The following is a 17,107-nucleotide window of genomic DNA, read 5'->3' on the forward strand; positions in this document are numbered from 1 at the left end:
GACCACACCCTCACCCGGCGCGCGCTGCTGACCGCCACGGCTTTGAGCACCATCACGCTGGCCTCGCGCGGGCTGACCATTGGGGAGACCACTTCTCCATCTTCCTGACGTTCGAGCGTGCGGGCGAACGCGAGGCGGTTGTGTGGATGCAAACGTCCAGAGAGCATCAGTCCGATACGCACGCGCATCACACGCACCCATAAGCTTGAAAGGAAAAAATGAAAACGATCCGAGCTGCGCTCACCCCCATCGCTGCCTTGCTGGCGCTGCATTCCCCGGCGTTGATGGCTTCTCCAGAGACGCCGACGCCCGTTGCTTCCGGCGCATCGCCCAAGGACGGCGTGTTGCCCGAAGTCGTTGTGACGGCGACGCGAACAGAGCGCCAGGTTGACGAGGTGCCCGCGAGCATCAGCGTGCTGAACGGCTCTGCCATCGCCACCAAGCAACGCCAGAACGTATACGAGGCCTTGCGCGATTTCGAGGGTCTGGACTTCGTCAGCCAACCTGGTGTCGCCCATCAGGTGTACCCGACGATTCGCGGTGTCGGCGGCTCTTCCGCCGGTGCGACGACGCAGGTCCTGGTCGATGGGCTGGCACTGGATTCTCTGGTGTCCAGTGTGATGGGGCGTGGGGGGCTGAATTTCACCTCTTTGCTGGACGTGGAGCGCGTGGAGGTGCTGCGCGGTCCCGCATCGGCACTGTACGGCCCCAGCACCGTCGGCGGCGTCATCAACGTCATTCCCAAGCGCTGGAAAGGTGGGCCTGGGGGCGAGTTCTCCGCTGCCTACGGCTCGCACGACACGCGCTCGATTGCGGCGGCCGTTGGCACGTCGGGAGAGGTGTTCGATGTCCGTCTGTCAATGCACGACAGCCGCAGCGATGGCTACGTTGCCACACCGGTAGAAAATCCATACGGGCAATGGGATCTCGGTCCGCGTGGCTGGAAAGACCGGAAACTCGGGCTGCAGGTGAATCTGCGCCCGAACAAGGACCACGAGTTGAGTCTGGGCCTGCAGCAATACGACACGGCCTCGTTCAGCGACGGCGGGCGGCCCAATGCCTATCAGAACATGGACGGCCGCTCTGCCACCCTGGCGTACCGCCATGACTTGAGCGAACAGACGCAGGTCAAGGCCCAGTTGCGCTCGACACGCTTGAAGCAGCATTACGGATTCGACCGCTGGAGTTGGGACGGCCTGACGCAGCCGGGGGTGGTGTCTGTCGGCGACCTGGCGTTGGCCAGCCGGGGCGGGCGCATCAGCGACTCGACCTTCTTCCAGGCCAGCATCGACACCCGGCCCTGGACTGGCAACCAACTGGTGGCGGGGTACGCGCACGATACCGGCAAGCACGACCAATGGGGCCAGCCAGTCGGCGGCGATCGCTGGGTTACGGGCAGCAAGAGCCGGGTGGACAGTCTGTTCGTTCAGGATGAGCAGGTGCTGGGCCAGTTCGTGCTCACCGCCGGCATGCGCTACGACCGCATCGTCCTCTCGCCGGTGACCGACAACGGCATTCCAGTCAACGGGAAGGCCTCGGTAGACCACGTCGTCAACCCTCGATTGGGTGTGCGCTACCACGTTGACGATGTCACGTCCCTGTATGCCTCGTACGGCACGGCCTACCTACCGGCCACGAACAGCTTCAAGTTCGTGCAGCCTTCGACCACCCGCGTGGACAACCCGGACCTCAAGCCCGAGACTTCGGCTACCTTTGAAGTCGGCGTCAACCATCGGTGGCCTAGCGGCTCGCTGCGCTCGTCGCTGTTCCAGACCGACTACGAGGACAAGATCACGCTCGCGACCGACGCGGGCAGCGGCCTGCGCCAATGGCAGAACATCGCCGCGGTCAAGGTGGTGGGTATCGAGCTGGCTTACCAGGGCGACCTGGGGAACGGATGGAAACCCTACGCCAATTTCTCCTACACGCGGGCCCGTGACCATGCCACGCCCGGGGCGGTCGGCACCCAGTCGCTTCGCGTCGCCCCGCGCAAGTTCAATGCAGGCCTGACCTATGCCCCAAGCTCCGCGTGGGCGGCCACGCTCAATGCGCGCTACGTCAGTGGCCTGTACTTCAACAGCCTGAGCGAAGCCCAGTGGGCCAGTGGGTACACCCAGGTCGACGCCAAGCTGAGCGCGAAACTGCCGGCGCTGGGGCATCAGACGGAGGTGTTCTTCGCGGTCAACAACCTGACCGGCAAGACCTACGAGGCCTTCAACAAGGGGGAATGGACGGATGGGCGCACCTTCACCGTGGGCCTGACAGGCCGCTTCTGACCCGTGGACCATGCACCATTGGAGCACGACATGCCTGCGCATTCCGTTTCGCCACTTTCTTCGCCGCTGCGATGCTGGCTGTCCCGCCTGCATCGCTGGACCGGGCTGCTGTCCCTGCCTTTCATATTGGTGTCGATTCTGCTCGGCATCGGGTTGACCCATCCTGACCTGCTCGATGCTTTCTCCGAGCGAATCTACCCGTCGCAGGCGATTCCCCACGTGGCGCTGCAAGAGCCTGTGCGCGTGGGCTCATGGGACCAGGCGCACGAACTGGCCCGGCAGGCCGTTGGCCGAAAAGGTCAGGTCATCACGCTGTCCGGCGACCACGTTGCGGTGGTGCAGGCTTTCGAGGCGCATACGCACGACCCTGCCGTGGCCAGCCGCAACAGGCACGTCAAGGTTCACGTCGATTTGCGCGACATGCGCGTCGTTCGCATCACCGACAGGGCCAGTTCTTTGGTGACGCAGGCGCACGCCGTTCATGCCTACCACTTCTTTGGCATTTCCTGGCTGACGGTGTCGATGGTGACCACGGTGGCCCTGGCCGTTCTGCTGCTCACTGGCGGTCTGATGGCGTGGCTGGACGGCCGGCGCGGCGTGGCATACCGTGCCGCCGTGAAATGGCATGTGTGCGTGGGGCGTGTCAGCGGTCTGCTCCTGCTAGTCATCGTGCTGACCACTCTGCATTTGGAGTTCGGTGTCTTCGGGCATGGTGCGCCCGACGCGTCTCACCCGATTCCGGCTGTGCAGCCGGTCGGCACCGTGCATCCGAATTCCCTAGATCAGGCCAGGGATTTGGTGCACCAGGCCACCGGCACGCAGCCCAGGGCCGTGTTCATCCGCGATGGCGGCCGGGACACCAAATTCTCCGAGGCCGGGGACGGCATTGGCGGCCAGTCGGTGTGGATGGACATGACCACCATGCGCATTCACCGCATGACGGATTGGCGCAACGACCGACAGGCACTGAACTTCATCCTTCACGACGGCCGTTGGCTGGGTGGCATGAATGCCTTGAACGTCAACGACATGGTGGCATTGGCGCTGCTGTTCCTGGCGGTGGGAGGCGTTGGTCTCGGTTGGCAAAAGCGAAGGGGCCAGGATTCCGCGCCGGGCAACCCATGAAACTCAGCCGACTTAGGAACCTCAGGAAAAACCACTGCGGCTTCTTGCGGGTCGATTGGTCAATCGACGTCAATCTGACTAAGAGTCAGCAGTGAGCAAAGAAAGAATTCGCATGAGCCAAAAAATCAGAAGACGGATCCTACTGGTTGTCGCAGCACTTGGCGCCATTGCACTGGCCGCGTGTGAGCGCAAGTCATCCGCGGCCTACCACGGCATTGACCTGACCGGCGCCACCTACGCCACCGACTTCCGGCTCACTGATCCGGATGGCAAGGAGCGCACGCTGGCGGGCTTCCGAGGCAAGGCCATCCTGATCTTCTTCGGTTTCACCCAGTGCCCCGATGTCTGCCCGACCGCCCTGGCGCGGGCGGCCGAGGTCAAGCGGCTTCTCGGCCCCGATGGCGAGCGCTTCCAGACGCTGTTCGTCACGGTCGATCCCGAGCGCGACACGCCCGAGGTGCTCAAGGCCTACACGGCCGCCTTCGACCCCAGCTTCATCGGGCTGTACGGCGACCTAGAACGCACCGCACAGATCGCCAAGGACTTCAAGGTCTACTACAAGAAAGTGCCGACGGGAGCGTCCTACACCATGGACCACACGTCGCTCAGCTACGTCTACGACCCGCAGGGCAAGCTGCGCCTGGCCCTGCGTCATGAGCAACCCGCCCAGGACTACGCGGACGACATCCGCAGGCTCCTGAATCCCACCTGACCCTCAACCCTCTCAAGGAGAACACCATGAAACTCGTCATCCGCACCGCCATCGTCGCTGCCTCGTTGCTCGCAGCCGCCGCCCAAGCCCAGGTCACCGTGAAAGACGCCTGGGTGCGTGCCACCGTACCGCAACAGAAAGCCACGGGCGCCTTCATGCAGTTGCAGGCCGCAAAGAACAGCAAGCTGGTCTCGGCCAGCTCGCCGCTCACGCCCGCGGTCGAGGTCCACGAGATGGCCATGCAGGACAACGTGATGAAGATGCGCCAAGTGCCGGCCGTCGAGCTGCCCGCGGGCAAGACCGTGGAACTCAAGCCCGGCGGCTACCACGTGATGCTGATGGACCTGAAGCAGCAGGTGAGGGAGGGCGACACGGTGCCGCTGACGCTCGTCATCGAGGGCCCAGACGGCAAGCGCGAATCGGTCGAAGTGAAGGCCCCCGTGCGTGCGCTCAACGCCAGCGCCCAGCCGGCTGGCCACGATGCCCAGGGCGGCCACAAGCACTGAAGCGCTTGGCGGGTGGGTGAATGGCGCACCTGTAGCTCACCCCACCGCTTGCAGCCCTCGAAATTCGAAGCCGCGATGCCAACTCCCGCAACCTAGGTCACGCATAGCCAAAATGCTCACGGCGTACGGCAACCGGAGATGGTTACTCCACCAGCGTTTTGCAATGCGTGTTTACTAGCGCTGTTTCTCTGAAACCCACGGTCTCCTTGCATGAAGGCCTCTAGCATGTGCGGGATCAGCGTCGTGGCATCGACCGCTTCGCCGTACACCTGCGCGTGCAGCGCGGCGTAACGGTCGAGGTCGGCTTTCAGGCTGACCGGGCACGCAAAGGCCAGCTTGACGCTTTCGACCTTGGGCAGCGGCCCAAGCCGCAACTTCCTGGTGGTGTTCATTTCGCAACTCCACGGTTGAAGAACATAGGCTGGTACGGCCGCAACACGAGGTCACGGTTGGCGATGATGCGCACCGGCAGACCCGGACGCTCGGTCAGCGTCGGCTGGATGTTCATGTTGCGCCGGGCCATCTCTTGGCCGACCTGATTGATGCTGTCCTGTGCGCTATCGCGCCCGGCGATCACGATGCGGTTGCCGCCCTGCCGGTTCTGCGGCGCGGCCAGCTCGGCGCCCACGCCCAGCAGCGTGGTCAGCGCCGCGCCGGCAAAGACGCGATCCCAGTGCCAATCGACGCCATCCTCCAGGCCAGCGTAGCCGGCGGCATCGGTGCCTGCCAGGTTGTCGAGCTTCAGCGAAGACGTGTCCGGCAAGATGACGCGGCTCCACACCACCTGCACGCGGCTTTGCCCATAGCTCACCTGGCTGTTGTACTTGCCCAGGATGCGCGATCCTTGCGGGATCAGCAGGAACTTGCCCGTGGCCGTGTCATAGACCGGCTCCGTCACCGTGGCGATCACGTCGCCGGGCAAATCCGACTTGATGCCCGTCACCAACGCCCCGGCGATCACCGTTCCGGCCATGACCTGATACGGCGACGATGGCATTTGCAGATTGCCGGAATTGCGGGTTTCCGTAGAGCCGCCTTTCAGGAAAGCCTCTTTCTGGTCTTGCCGGTTCTGCACGGCGGTGGGGTCGGATGGCTGGGCCGCCGTCGAGGCCGGGCCAGCGGCCAGCGGGTCGAAACCCGCCAAGGCACTGCCGGGCGCAGCCGCAGCGGCTTGCGCCGTGACCGGCGCGGTGGCCTTGCCTTGGTTGCCCGAGCGGAAGAACACCGACGAGTTCGCCGCCGCATCGGCCTCCTTGCGCCACGCATCCGCCGGATCATGTCCCGGCGGCGCATACGTCGGCGTCACCGGCTGCTGCGACTTCACGATGGCCGGCCCCAGGTCGCCCGGCAGCGGCGGCCCCAGCTCCGGCGCCTTGCGCAGCTTCGAGTAGTCGGAAGGCAGGCCATCCAGCCCCTCGGACTTCGACACGCGATCGACGTTGTAAAGCTCGGTCTGCTCGCCCGTGCCGCGCCGGTGCGGCTGCAATGACCAGATCGTGGCCCCGAGCACGGCGACCGACAGGACGCCGACGAGGATGGCCAGCGTGCGCCGGTTCAGGCGCGTGACCGGGCGCGGCTGGGCGCGCAGCGCCACCGCCTCGGGCGCGACCTTGCCCGCCTGCGGAGCAAGATCAGGGGAATCGTCCTGGCTCATGGTCAGTTCCTCCGTGTGCCGTCCGTGCGCTCAATCCGCACCACGTCGCCTTTGTCCCCGCCCAGGCGCAGTTCGGCCGCGCCGAACAGGCGATCAACGATGTAGTACGGCGCACGGAATCGGTAGTTCACCAGTTGCCCGTCGCCTTGTGCGCCGATCACGAACAGCGGCGGCAGCTCGCCCTGGGCGATGCCGGGCGGGAACTGGATGTAGACCTTCTCGCCGTCATCGAAAGCACGCAGCGGCTTCCACGGCGGATTGCTGCCGCTGATGGCATAGCGGAAACGGATCTTCTCCAGCGACAGGCCGCTATCGACCGGCGCGGCGGCGCTGGCCGCCTGCGCCTGGCGCTGCAGGGCCAGCATCTTGTCCTTCGGGTACTCCCAGGACACCGAAGCCATCCAGGTCTTCTCGGTCGAGGTCAGTTCCAGCAGGTAGGTGCGCCGGCTGGTGGTGATGACGAGATTGGTCTTCAGGCCCGAGCGGATCGGTTTGACCATCACATTGACGCGCAGCGCGTCAGCGCTGCCGCTCGATGTGTCCCCGACGATCCAGCGCACGGTATCGCCAGCGGCCACCGTCACCAGCTCCTCGCCCGGCTGGAGCGCGATCACGGTCACGCGGCCCACGGCCGCATAGACCTGATACAGCGCGCCATCGGTGAAAGGCCACACCTGAATCGCGTTGACGTAGCCCTCGCGCGTCGGTGCAATGCGCGCTTCGGCATTCGCGCGGGATACGCGCAAGGTTTCATCGGCGGGTTCTGGCGTGGGCTTGGCATCCGGCACAGGTTTCATCTGCGCAGGCATCGGCAGCACCTGCGGCACGGCCACCACCTCCACAGGCGCAGGCGACTCCGGCAGCGGCTGGGCCTGTACCGGCTCATCGAGCGAGATGGACGGCGGCGGCTTGCCCTGCGTAGCGCAGCCTGAGAACAGCACGGTCGAAGCCAGAAGCATCACCGGCAAGGCGGATTTACGGAAAAGATCATTCATGGTTTTGCTCCTTCGTTCGCTTCCAGTTCGCGGCTCCACGACAGGCCGTTGACGTAGATGCCCAAGGGGTTCTTGCGCAGGCGCTGCTCGGTGCGCGGGGTTTGCAGCACCGTGGAAATCACCGCGTTCCATCGTTCGGTGCGATCCAGCGCGCCATTGACGAAGCGCGTCTCCGTCCAGCGCACGTTGAAAGACGTGTCGCTGGCGCGGGTCACGCTGGTGATCTGCACCGTCACCGACTCCTTGCCGATGCGCGCGAACGGATCGTTCACGCGGGCGTACTCGTTGAGCACCACGGCGCCCTTGTCGGTCGTGTAGTCGTAGGCATCGAGCCAGTTCTGCCGCACCACGATGGGGTCGATGGACAGCGAGCGCACCAGGTCGATGAAGCGGCCCAGGTGGTAGGCGATCTGCGCATCGCTGGGCCGGTACGGCGTGGCGGCCTCGCCGACAGCACGCACCTGACCCGCGTTGTCCACCTCGATGACGTAGGGCGTGACGATGGATTGCGCCGAGCGCCAGACCAGGCCGCCCGCCATCAGCACGGCCAGCGTGAGGCAGCCGAAGGCCATGAAACGCCAGTTCTTCGCCTGCACACGGGCCGAGCCGATGCGTTCGTCCCAGACCTGGGCGGCGGATTGGTACGGGGTGGCAGGCTGCGGCGTATCGGCGTAGCGCACCTGCGGTCGTTTGAATCGCATGGGAGTTCTCCTTGAGGATCAGGAATCGGAATCACGAAGGCTTGGCCCTTGGCTGGAGCTGCCACCGTCGCCACCGCGCAGCGTGTGGGCGGCCGTGGTCGCGGCATGGGTGAGCTGTTGCCTGCGGTGCAGGCGCTTGGCCCAGGCGGGTTGCGCAGCGGATGGGGTTGACTCGGTTGCCGCCTGCGCGGCACCGGCCCCCGACGCCGATCCGGCGTCATCGGGCCGGAAGGCAGCGGCGACGCGCTCCTTCATCGAGCGCGCGCCCTCAGCCACCTTCTGCCCGGTCGCCTGCGCGCCGGTCTTGGCGACATTGCCGACACCAGCGGCAGCGCCCTTGAGGCCGCCGCCGGCGGATGCAGAACCCGCCTGAAACGCTGACCGTGCGCTGCTAGCCGCTCCGGTAGCGGCCCGCGCTCCGCTGCCGGCCAGCTTGGCGACAGCAGGCGCCATGCGCGCTCCAGCGGCTACCGCGCCGCCGACGCCCGTGGCTGCGGCGCCGACGGCCACGACAGCGCCGGCCGCGCCCAGCGCCGCGCCGGCCATTGCGCCCGCGCCGAGCTGCGGGCCGCCAGACACAAGGCCCGTGGCGATGCCTGGCCCGAAGATGCCGAGCGCGAGCATGGCGAGCGAGGCCAGCATCACGACCAGCGCATGGTCGATGGATGGCTCGTTCGGTGTCGTCTGGAACTCCGCGAACAGACCCGTGCCGATGCCGACGATGACGGCGAGCACCAGCACCTTGATGCCCGAGGACACCACGTTGCCCAGTACCTTCTCGGCCAGAAACGCGGTCTTGTTCCACAGCGCGAACGGCACCAGCACGAAGCCGGCGAGCGTGGTCAGCTTGAACTCGATCAGCGTGATGAAAAGCTGGATCGCCAGCACGAAGAAGCACAGCAGGACGATCAGCCACGCGAGGAACATCACGACGATGGGCGTGATGTTCACGAACACTTCGGGAAAGCCCGCCATGTCGCCGATCTGTTTCAGGATCGGCGCCCCGGCGTCGATGCCGACTTTCGCCAGCCGGCCCGGTTGCAGGAAGTTCTCCATGCTCAGGGTCGAACCACTGGCCGTCAGGCCCAGGCCCGCGAATGAGCGGAAAACGATGCCCGTCAACCAGTTGAAATTGCCGATGATGTAGGCGAAGGCGCCCACATACAGCACTTTGCGGATCAACTTGACGATCACGTCCTCACCCTGGCCGGTGGCATGACTCATCGCCCAGAACAGCCCGGCGAGCGTCATGTCGATGACGATCAGCGTGGTGGTCAGAAACGCCACCTCGCCATGCAGCAAGCCAAAGCCCGAGTCGATATAGCGCGAGAAGGTATCGAGGAAGCGGTCGATGATCGTTACGTCGTTCATGGCGAGTCCTCCTGCCCAGGCAAAGCGATTGCCGCGCTGCCATCGGTGGGTTCATCGAAGCTGGGCGGGATTGGCGGCAGGTCGGCCAGTGTCTGGTACTCGTCCGGCCCGGCCTGACCAGAGAGAAAGCGCCGCAGGTCGGCTTTGGCTACCTGCGCGCAAAACGCGCCGTCGTGGTTGCCCGCGCGGCACTGCGCGCGCAGCGCGTGCAGCCGGGACGGATCGGTGGCCAGCGTGTCCACCGACAGCGGTTGCGGCCGGTCGCAGCCGGCCAGCAGGAGCGCAGGAACAGCGACGGCGAGCAGGACGGGCGCGTGCTTCATGTCGCACCTCGTCAGTGGTTGTAGAAATCGACGGCTTGCGGCGTGTACGGCGTACCACTGCCCAGGAACCGGCGCGTCACCTCGCGCCCGCGCTCCGTGGCGGCCGCCTGCCGCGCCAGTTCCAGCGCGGCAGCCCGATCCTGCGTGATCTGGAGCCGCTGTGTCTGGATCGACTGCTTGGCCTGCAAGGCCAGCAACTGGTTCATGGCCTGCATCGCCTGCAGCGCGCCCTCGGCCGACTGGCTCTTGCCCACGAGGTCGGCCAGCACGCTTTCGTCGTCGCTCAGGTTCTGCGACGCCTGCGCTTGCATCTGCATGGTGGTTTGCAGGCCGCCCAGCGTGTTCTTCCAACGCTCCTGCGCATCGAGGTACATCTGATTGCCGCTCACCGTGGCGGCGTACTTCTCGGGATACAGGCGCGCGAACTCCCGGTCGATGCTCGTCACGTCGTAGGCCAGGCCCTTGGCATGCGCGATGAGGCGCTGGGTGGTCGCCAGGTTCGCGCGCAACTGGCCCACCACGCTGGACGGCAGGCTGGCCAGATTGCGCGCCTGATTGATGAGCATCTGCGCTTCGTGTTGGAGTTGCTGGATCTGGTTGTTGATCTGCTCCAGCGTGCGAACGGCGGTGAGCGTGTTTTGCACCAGATTGGTCGGGTCGAGCACGATGTCGCCGACGCCGAACAAGGCATGCGCGGGCTGCGCGATGCCGAAGGCGAGCACGCAGACAGCGGTCAGCGCGGCGAGTTTGGGGGTATGCAATTTCATGGCTGGTTCTCCTGGGGGTGGTCAGCGGTACGGAGGGAACCCGGCGCGAGGCCGGGGAACGAGGGCAGCAGGTCAGCCGCCCAATCGAGGCCGCGATGGCGCAGCCAGGCGCCCGCGAAGCCGGGCACGCCGGCGTCGGCCAGCACGCGGTCCATGTCTCGCTGGTCTTGCGGCGTGGAAGCGCCCGCGAAGGCCAGCGTCGCCGGCCCCAGGTCGAGGTCGAACACGCGGTTGCCGAGGCGGGATTGGTAGTAGTAGTCGCGCTTGGGCTGCGCGGTGGCTACGATCTCGATCTGCCGGCTGTTGAGGCCGAAGCCCTCGTAGATCGTGCGAATCTGCGGTTCGGTCGCTTGCGGGTTCGGCAAGAAAATCCGACTCGCGCAGCTTTCGATGATGGCCGGCGCGATGGCCGAGTCCTTCACGTCCGCGAGCGACTGCGTGGCGAAGATGACGCTGACGTTCTTCTTGCGCAGCGTCTTGAGCCACTGGCGGATGCGCGCCGCAAACACCGGGTCATCGAGGAACAACCACGCTTCATCGAGGATCAGCAAGGTGGGCGCACCATCCAGCCGCTCCTCGAAACGCGCGAACAAATAGCGCAGCACCGCGAGCACAGCGGCCTTGCTGTGCATCAGCTCCTCCATCTCGAACGCCTGCACATCGGCCGTGCCGAGGCGGTCATGGTCGGCATCCAGCAGCCTGCCGTGCGCGCCGCCCAGGACGTAGGGCGCGAGTGCCTGGCGCAACGTGTTCGATTGCAGCAACGCCGTCAGGCCCGTGAGCGTGCGCTGCTCCACCGGCGCGCTGGCCAGGCTCCCCAGCGCAGACCAGATGGCCGCCTTCTCGTCCGGGCCGACGGCCGCGCCTTCGTGCAGCAGGCGGCCTTCCACCCATTCGCTGGCCCAGGTGCGGTAGCCCTCGCGGTCGATGCGTGCGAGCGGCTGGAAGGCGATCTCGTCATCCGCGCCCAGGTCGTAGTGCTCGCCGCCTATGCCCAGGATGGCCGCACGGATCGAACGCCCCATGTCGAAGGCGAAGATGCGCGAGCCGCGATAGCGGCGGAACTGAATCGCCATCGTCGCCAGCAACACCGACTTGCCCATGCCGATGGGGCCAACCACCAGCGTGTTGCCCACGTCGCCGATGTGCGTCACCAGCCGGAACGGCGTCGCGCCGTCTGTGCGCGTGACGATCAGCGGCGGGCCATCGAGATGCGCATTGCGCTCCTGGCCGGCCCATACCGCCGACACCGGCATCATGTGCGCCAGGTTCAGCGTCGAGACGATGGGCTGGCGCACATTCGCATAGGCGTTGCCGGGGATCGAGGACAGCCACGCATCCACGGCGTTCAAGGTTTCGGGGATCGTCACGAAACCCCGGCCCTGAATCACACGCTCCACCATCCGCAGCTTCTCGTCGGCCACAGTAGCGTCTGCATCCATGACAGTGACGGTCGCCGTCAGGTAGCCGAAGGCGACTTGATCGCTGCCCAGCTCCTGCAACGCAGCATCCGCATCGGCGGCCTTGTTGTTGGCGTCGGTATCGACCAGCGGGCTTTCCTGCTGGAAAATCGTTTCGCGCAGCAGCGCGATGACGTTCTTCCTTTTCGCAAACCACTGGCGGCGCAGACGGGTGAGTTCTTTTTCCGCCTCGGCTTTGTCCAGGCACAGAAAGCGCGTACTCCAGCGATACGCAAAGCCCAGGCGGTTGAGGTCGTCCAGAATCCCCGGCCAGGTTGAGGTCGGGAAGCCCCGCACCGACACCACACGCAAGTGCTGGTCGCCCAGCATGGGTGCAAAGCCCCCGACCAGCGCGGAGTCCGTCAGCAGCGCGTCGATGTGGAACGGCACTTCGGGAACGCCGACGCGATAGCGTCGCGTCGAGACGGTCGCGTGCAGGTAGGTCAGCGTCTGGCTGTCATCGAGCCACGCGATTTCCGGCATCACGCCATCGAGCAGGTCGAAGATGCGATCCGTTTCAGCGACGAATGCGTGCAGCCGTTCGCGCCAATCCACGCCTTCGGTCGGCCGGTTTTCGTATAGCAGGCCCGCGGCCCGAGCACGGGATTCCTCGGATGGCAGGTAGGCCAGCGTCAGGTGATAGCTGCTCTCGAAGTGGTTGCCAGAATCCTCGAAAGCGGCGCGGCGTTCTTCATCGACCAGCCAGGACAGCGGTTCGGGAAAATCGGAGTGCGGGTAGTCGGCGGCAGGCCGGCGCTCGGCTTCGATGAAAAGCGCCCAGCCCGAACCCAGGCGGCGCAGCGCGTTGTTCAAGCGCGCCGATGTGGCGATCAGCTCGCCTTGCGTCGCGCTGTCGAGGTCGGGGCCACGAAAGCGCGCCGTGCGCTGGAAACTGCCGTCCTTGTTCAAGACGACGCCCTGCGCCACCAGCCCGGCCCAGGGCAGCCAGTCGGCGAGCAAGGCCGGGCGCTGGCGGTATTCGGCGAGGTTCAGCATCGCGGCGTCCTCCCCTACACGTCCAGCAACGGGCGGTGCTTGATGTGCCGCGCGAACACGGCCATGAACTGCGGATCGACGCGCGCGCCCCACATCGCCAGCGAATGGCCGACGATCCAGAGCACGACACCGGGAATCCACAGTTGCAGGCCCAGCCCGACAGCGGCGGCCAACGTGCCATTGGCGATCGCCACGGTGCGCGGTGCGCCGCCCAGCAAGATCAGCTCGGTGAGCGAGCGATGCAGCGGCACCTCGAACCCGGCCGCGAAGGTGTCCGGGGCACTCATACGACGGCCCCGCCGGAGAAGCTGAAGAACGACAGGAAGAAGCTCGAAGCCGCAAAGGCGATGGATAGACCGAAGACGATCTGGATCAGCTTGCGGAAGCCGCCGGACGTGTCGCCGAAGGCGAGCGCAAGGCCAGTGGCAATGATGATGATGACCGCGACGATGCGCGCCACCGGCCCCTGGATGGATTCGAGGATGGATTGCAGCGGGCCTTCCCACGGCATCGAGGAACCCGCAGCCTGCGCGGTGCCCGCAAGCAGCAACATGAAGGCAGCGAGCATCAAGCCTTGCATGGCCGGGCGAGCCAGACCGTCCAGGCGCGCGGGCCGGGCAAGCGGATTTACGGAAATACGGAAAGCATCAACGTGCGTCATGGAAGTTCTCCAGAGTGGTCAGGGGACAGGGAGGAAAGGTCGGACTGCGGCAGCAGCTCGGGAAACGGCGCTTCCAGCGCGTCCGCCAGTTGGTAGCCCACGCCGTCGAAACCGACGACGCGGGCGATGCTCTCGATGCGGCGCTTGCGTCCGCGCCCGGCGATGTGGATGACCACGTTGACCGCTTCCGCGATCAGCGCACGGGGCGGGTTCACCGCCACTTCGAGAATCAGTTGCTCCAGGCGCAGCAGCGCGCCCAGCGCGGAGCCGGCGTGTACGGTGGCGATGCCACCCGGATGGCCGGTGCCCCAGACCTTGATGAGATCCAGCGCCTCGGCGCCGCGCACCTCGCCGACCACGACGCGATCCGGGCGCAAGCGCATGGACGAGCGCACCAGGTCGGTCATAGATACGACGCCTGCGCGCGTGCGCAGCGGTACGTGGTCGCGGGCCGCGCATTGCAGCTCCACCGTGTCTTCGAGCACCAGCACGCGGTCGCCGGTGGCTGCGATCTCGGCCAGTAGCGCATTGGCGAGCGTGGTCTTGCCGCTGCTGGTGGCCCCGGCGATCAGGATGTTCTGCCGCTCGCGCACGGCGCGAACGAGAAAGCCCGCCTGCGCGCTGGTCATCATTCCGTCGATGACGTACCGCTCCAGCGGAATCACGCCGATGGCGCGCTTGCGCAGCGCGAAGGCCGGCCCCGGCGCTGCCGGCGGCAAGATGCCCTCGAAGCGTTCGCCGGTTTCGGGCAGCTCGGCCGACAGCAACGGCTGGCCGCGATGGACTTCTGCGCCAACGTGGGCGGCGACAAGGCGGATGATTCGCTCGCCGTCGGCCTCGGACAGCTCCACGCCCATCGGCGCGCGGCCCGAGGACAGGCGATCCACCCATAGCGTCCGGTCGGGGTTGAGCATCACTTCCACCACGTCCGGGTCTTCGAGCGCGGCGGCGATCAGCGGCCCCATCGCCGTGCGCAGCATCTGAATACGGCGGTCGAGCGAGGTGACGAAGGACGAAGGCGCGGCGCTCATGAGACGCGCTCCTGCGCTTCGGCAACTGCCGCCGCGTCATCCATGCGCATCCCAAACTCACGATCCTGGGGGTGCAGTTCCTCCACCACGTCACGCACCAGGCTGCGCCCGCGCAGCAGGTGACGGCCCAACTGCTCCACGAACTGCTCGAACCGCGCCTTGCCCTGGGCACGCGCCGCGTCTTGGTGCACCTCGGGAACTGGCGTGCTGACCGTGAGGTAGTAGCGGATGAACAGCGCCAGCGTTTCGATCTGGATGTTCTGGTCGCGCCCCATGCGCTCGGCTTGGCGCGAAAGGCGATCCAGCCGCTTGGCAATGGCCGCCTCGCGCTGGTCGGCGGCATCGGGCGATAGCCACGATGCAAGCGCCGCCGCGACGATGCTGGATTTCGATACGCCTTTCTTGGCGGCCAGCTCGTCCAGGCGCTTGGCGTGCTCCGGTTGGATGAACAGGTTGAGGCGGTAGTGGCTCATAGCTCGATTCCGTCGTTGGGGTCGAGGGAAGCCAGCCGGGCCGTGCGCTGCATGGCCGGATCAAGCTGGCGAGGAAGGGGAAGCGGCAGGTCGTCGTCATCGAGCAACCTGAGGTCGGCTGCGGACGCGGCCAGCTCGGGGGCGTAGGCGACGGTTTCGGAGAGTTCGGGCTGACGGCGCGGGCCGCCGCCGTCGTCGGCACTGCCCAGCTCATCAATGGGAACGGGAGCCGAAGCCGGTACGGCAGGCACAGCGGGAATCGCCAGCCCGCTCCAGTCATCGGCCCGCGAGGGCGGCACGTCGGTATAACGCCCGGCCGTGAGCACGGGCGGCGGAAGCACGCGCCGCTTGAAATTGCCGTCTGCGTAGTAGCGCAGCTTCTTGGCCCTGATCGGCGGACTGCTTCCCACCATCACCACGGCTTCGTCGAGCGGAAGCTGCATGACCTCGCCCGGCGTCAACAGTGGGCGCGCGGTTTCCTGGCGCGACACCATCAGGTGGCCCAGCCACGGCGCGAGCCGGTGGCCCGCGTAGTTGCGCTGGGCGCGCAGCTCGGTGGCTGTGCCCAGCGTCTCGGAGATGCGCTTGGCGGTGCGTTCGTCGTTGGTGGCGAACGTCACGCGCACATGGCAGTTGTCGAGGATCGAATGGTTCTGCCCATACGCCTTGTCGATCTGGTTCAGCGACTGCGCGATGAGGAAGCTGCGGATGCCGTAGCCGGCCATGAAGGCCAGTGCCGTCTCGAAGAAGTCGAGCCGCCCGAGTGCGGGGAACTCGTCGAGCATCAGCAGCAGCTTGTGGCGGCGCTCGATACCGTCGGAGCCGTCGAGCGATTCGGTGAGTCGCCGCCCGATCTGATTGAGGATCAGCCGAATGAGCGGCTTCGTCCGCGAAATGTCCGAAGGCGGCACCACCAGATACAGCGACACCGGATGCTCGGCCGCGATCAGGTCGGCAATGCGCCAGTCGCAACGCGACGTGACTTCGGCCACCGTAGGGTCGCGGTAGAGGCCCAGGAACGACATGGCCGTGGACAGCACGCCCGAGCGTTCGTTGTCCGATTTGTTCAGAACCTCACGGGCCGCAGACGCAACAACAGGGTGCGGCCCATCGCCAAAATGCGGCGTGGTCATCATCCGGTGCAGCGTCAGCTCGAATGGGCAAGCCGGATCGGAAAGGAAGTTAGCGACGCCGCGTAGCGTCTTGTCTTGGCCGGCATAAAGCACATGCAGGATGGCCCCGACCAGCAGCGCGTGCGAAGTCTTCTCCCAGTGATTGCGCCGCTCCAGCGCGCCTTCGGGATCGACCAGGATGTCCGCGATGTTCTGCACGTCGCGCACTTCATGCGCGCCGCGCCGGACTTCCAGCAGCGGGTTGTAGGCTGCCGACTTCGCATCGGTGGGGTTGAACAGCAGGCAGTGCGAGAAGCGCGAGCGCCAACCTGCGGTGATGCTCCAGTTCTCTCCCTTGATGTCGTGGATGACAGCGGACGCAGGCCAGCTCAACAAGGTCGGCACTACCAGGCCGACACCTTTGCCGCTGCGCGTGGGCGCGAAGGTCAGGACATGTTCCGGGCCTTCGTGGCGCAGGTACTGGCGTTCGTGCTGGCCGAGGAACACGCCGGCCGGCTGCGTGAGGCCGGCCTTGCGAATGTCATCCGCGTTCGCCCAGCGTGCCGAGCCGTAGGTCGTGACCAGGCGCGATTGCCGCGAGCGCCAGATCGACATGCCGATGGCGACCAGCACGGCCACCAGGCCGCTGCCGCCCGCGATGGCACCGCCAATGTCAAAGACGCGCGGAGCGTAGGCATCGAAGAAGAACCACCACTCGAACAGCCGCCAGGGGTGATAGACCGGCGTGCCGAAGAAGTCGAACCAGGGCGAGCCAAGGCGTAGCTGATAGCCCAGGGCGGCGGCTGTCCATTGTGTGGCTGCCCACACGCCGACGATCACGATGCCGAATACCACGGCGATCTGACCGAACAGCACGTTCGTCCCTTGCATTGACTGACCTCCCATCGCGGCACAGGAACGTGCCGCAGGCATCAGGATCAATG

General features: G+C 66.0%; 17 protein-coding genes. 4 read left to right on the plus strand and 13 right to left on the minus strand.

What is annotated here, in order from left to right:
* The first annotated feature begins 218 nt into the window (after nucleotides 1–218).
* The 4 genes from CTR2_RS21885 to CTR2_RS21900 all read left to right on the plus strand — a co-directional run bounded on the left by CTR2_RS21885 (nucleotide 219) and on the right by CTR2_RS21900 (nucleotide 4,619).
* Nucleotides 219–2,276 carry a TonB-dependent receptor gene (locus CTR2_RS21885; RefSeq protein ID WP_087081017.1) on the plus strand — a complete coding sequence of 686 codons (2,058 nt, stop codon included), beginning with the start codon at nucleotides 219–221 and terminating at the stop codon, nucleotides 2,274–2,276.
* Between the two features lie 30 nt (nucleotides 2,277–2,306).
* Nucleotides 2,307–3,401: a PepSY-associated TM helix domain-containing protein gene (locus CTR2_RS21890; RefSeq protein ID WP_087081015.1), complete on the plus strand. Its 1,095-nt coding sequence runs from the start codon at nucleotides 2,307–2,309 to the stop codon at nucleotides 3,399–3,401.
* A gap of 112 nt (nucleotides 3,402–3,513) precedes the next feature.
* Entirely contained in the window at nucleotides 3,514–4,113 is a 600-nt protein-coding gene (locus CTR2_RS21895; protein ID WP_087081013.1) for an SCO family protein, read from the plus strand.
* 26 nt (nucleotides 4,114–4,139) lie between these two features.
* The gene (locus tag CTR2_RS21900; RefSeq protein WP_087081011.1) at nucleotides 4,140–4,619 is read left to right on the plus strand and encodes a copper chaperone PCu(A)C; all 480 of its coding nucleotides are present in this window, start codon (nucleotides 4,140–4,142) and stop codon (nucleotides 4,617–4,619) included.
* Between the two features lie 116 nt (nucleotides 4,620–4,735).
* On the opposite strand, the gene CTR2_RS21905 is transcribed toward CTR2_RS21900, so the two are convergent.
* From CTR2_RS21905 to CTR2_RS21965, 13 genes are read right to left on the minus strand one after another with little or no spacing between them, the layout of a single operon-like run.
* A complete protein-coding gene (locus CTR2_RS21905; protein ID WP_003056116.1) occupies nucleotides 4,736–5,011 on the minus strand; it encodes a DUF2274 domain-containing protein in 276 nt (91 codons plus the stop codon).
* On the minus strand, nucleotides 5,008–6,273 hold the full coding sequence (locus tag CTR2_RS21910) for a TraB/TrbI/VirB10 family type IV secretion system protein (RefSeq protein WP_087081009.1): 1,266 nt from the start codon (nucleotides 6,271–6,273) through the stop codon (nucleotides 5,008–5,010). The genes CTR2_RS21905 and CTR2_RS21910 overlap by 4 nt, the downstream gene beginning before the upstream one ends.
* 2 nt (nucleotides 6,274–6,275) lie before the next feature.
* Nucleotides 6,276–7,268, minus strand: a complete 993-nt coding sequence (gene trbG, locus CTR2_RS21915; protein WP_087081007.1) for a P-type conjugative transfer protein TrbG — start codon at nucleotides 7,266–7,268, stop codon at nucleotides 6,276–6,278.
* Nucleotides 7,265–7,969: a conjugal transfer protein TrbF gene (gene trbF, locus CTR2_RS21920; protein WP_087081005.1), complete on the minus strand. Its 705-nt coding sequence runs from the start codon at nucleotides 7,967–7,969 to the stop codon at nucleotides 7,265–7,267. Before trbF ends, trbG begins: the two co-directional genes overlap by 4 nt.
* 18 nt (nucleotides 7,970–7,987) lie before the next feature.
* Nucleotides 7,988–9,340, minus strand: a complete 1,353-nt coding sequence (gene trbL / locus CTR2_RS21925) for a P-type conjugative transfer protein TrbL (protein WP_087081003.1) — start codon at nucleotides 9,338–9,340, stop codon at nucleotides 7,988–7,990.
* Complete coding sequence (locus CTR2_RS21930) at nucleotides 9,337–9,663, minus strand: EexN family lipoprotein (protein ID WP_087081001.1); 327 nt, start codon at nucleotides 9,661–9,663, stop codon at nucleotides 9,337–9,339. The genes trbL and CTR2_RS21930 overlap by 4 nt, the downstream gene beginning before the upstream one ends.
* Before the next feature lie 11 nt (nucleotides 9,664–9,674).
* On the minus strand, nucleotides 9,675–10,430 hold the full coding sequence (gene trbJ / locus CTR2_RS21935; protein ID WP_087080998.1) for a P-type conjugative transfer protein TrbJ: 756 nt from the start codon (nucleotides 10,428–10,430) through the stop codon (nucleotides 9,675–9,677).
* Nucleotides 10,427–12,886 carry a conjugal transfer protein TrbE gene (gene trbE, locus CTR2_RS21940; RefSeq protein WP_087080996.1) on the minus strand — a complete coding sequence of 820 codons (2,460 nt, stop codon included), beginning with the start codon at nucleotides 12,884–12,886 and terminating at the stop codon, nucleotides 10,427–10,429. The genes trbJ and trbE overlap by 4 nt, the downstream gene beginning before the upstream one ends.
* Before the next feature lie 14 nt (nucleotides 12,887–12,900).
* Complete coding sequence (locus CTR2_RS21945) at nucleotides 12,901–13,173, minus strand: VirB3 family type IV secretion system protein (protein ID WP_087080994.1); 273 nt, start codon at nucleotides 13,171–13,173, stop codon at nucleotides 12,901–12,903.
* The gene (locus CTR2_RS21950) at nucleotides 13,170–13,547 is read right to left on the minus strand and encodes a TrbC/VirB2 family type IV secretion system protein (protein ID WP_087080991.1); all 378 of its coding nucleotides are present in this window, start codon (nucleotides 13,545–13,547) and stop codon (nucleotides 13,170–13,172) included. The genes CTR2_RS21945 and CTR2_RS21950 overlap by 4 nt, the downstream gene beginning before the upstream one ends.
* Complete coding sequence (trbB, locus tag CTR2_RS21955) at nucleotides 13,544–14,578, minus strand: P-type conjugative transfer ATPase TrbB (RefSeq protein WP_087080989.1); 1,035 nt, start codon at nucleotides 14,576–14,578, stop codon at nucleotides 13,544–13,546. The genes CTR2_RS21950 and trbB overlap by 4 nt, the downstream gene beginning before the upstream one ends.
* A complete protein-coding gene (locus CTR2_RS21960; protein ID WP_087080987.1) occupies nucleotides 14,575–15,051 on the minus strand; it encodes a ribbon-helix-helix protein, CopG family in 477 nt (158 codons plus the stop codon). Before CTR2_RS21960 ends, trbB begins: the two co-directional genes overlap by 4 nt.
* Nucleotides 15,048–17,054 (minus strand): conjugal transfer protein TraG, encoded by a 2,007-nt coding sequence (locus CTR2_RS21965; protein WP_087080985.1) that lies wholly within the window; start codon nucleotides 17,052–17,054, stop codon nucleotides 15,048–15,050. Before CTR2_RS21965 ends, CTR2_RS21960 begins: the two co-directional genes overlap by 4 nt.
* Between the last annotated feature and the right edge of the window lie 53 nt (nucleotides 17,055–17,107).

This window comes from Comamonas thiooxydans, from assembly GCF_002157685.2.
Lineage (GTDB): Bacteria > Pseudomonadota > Gammaproteobacteria > Burkholderiales > Burkholderiaceae_C > Comamonas > Comamonas testosteroni_H.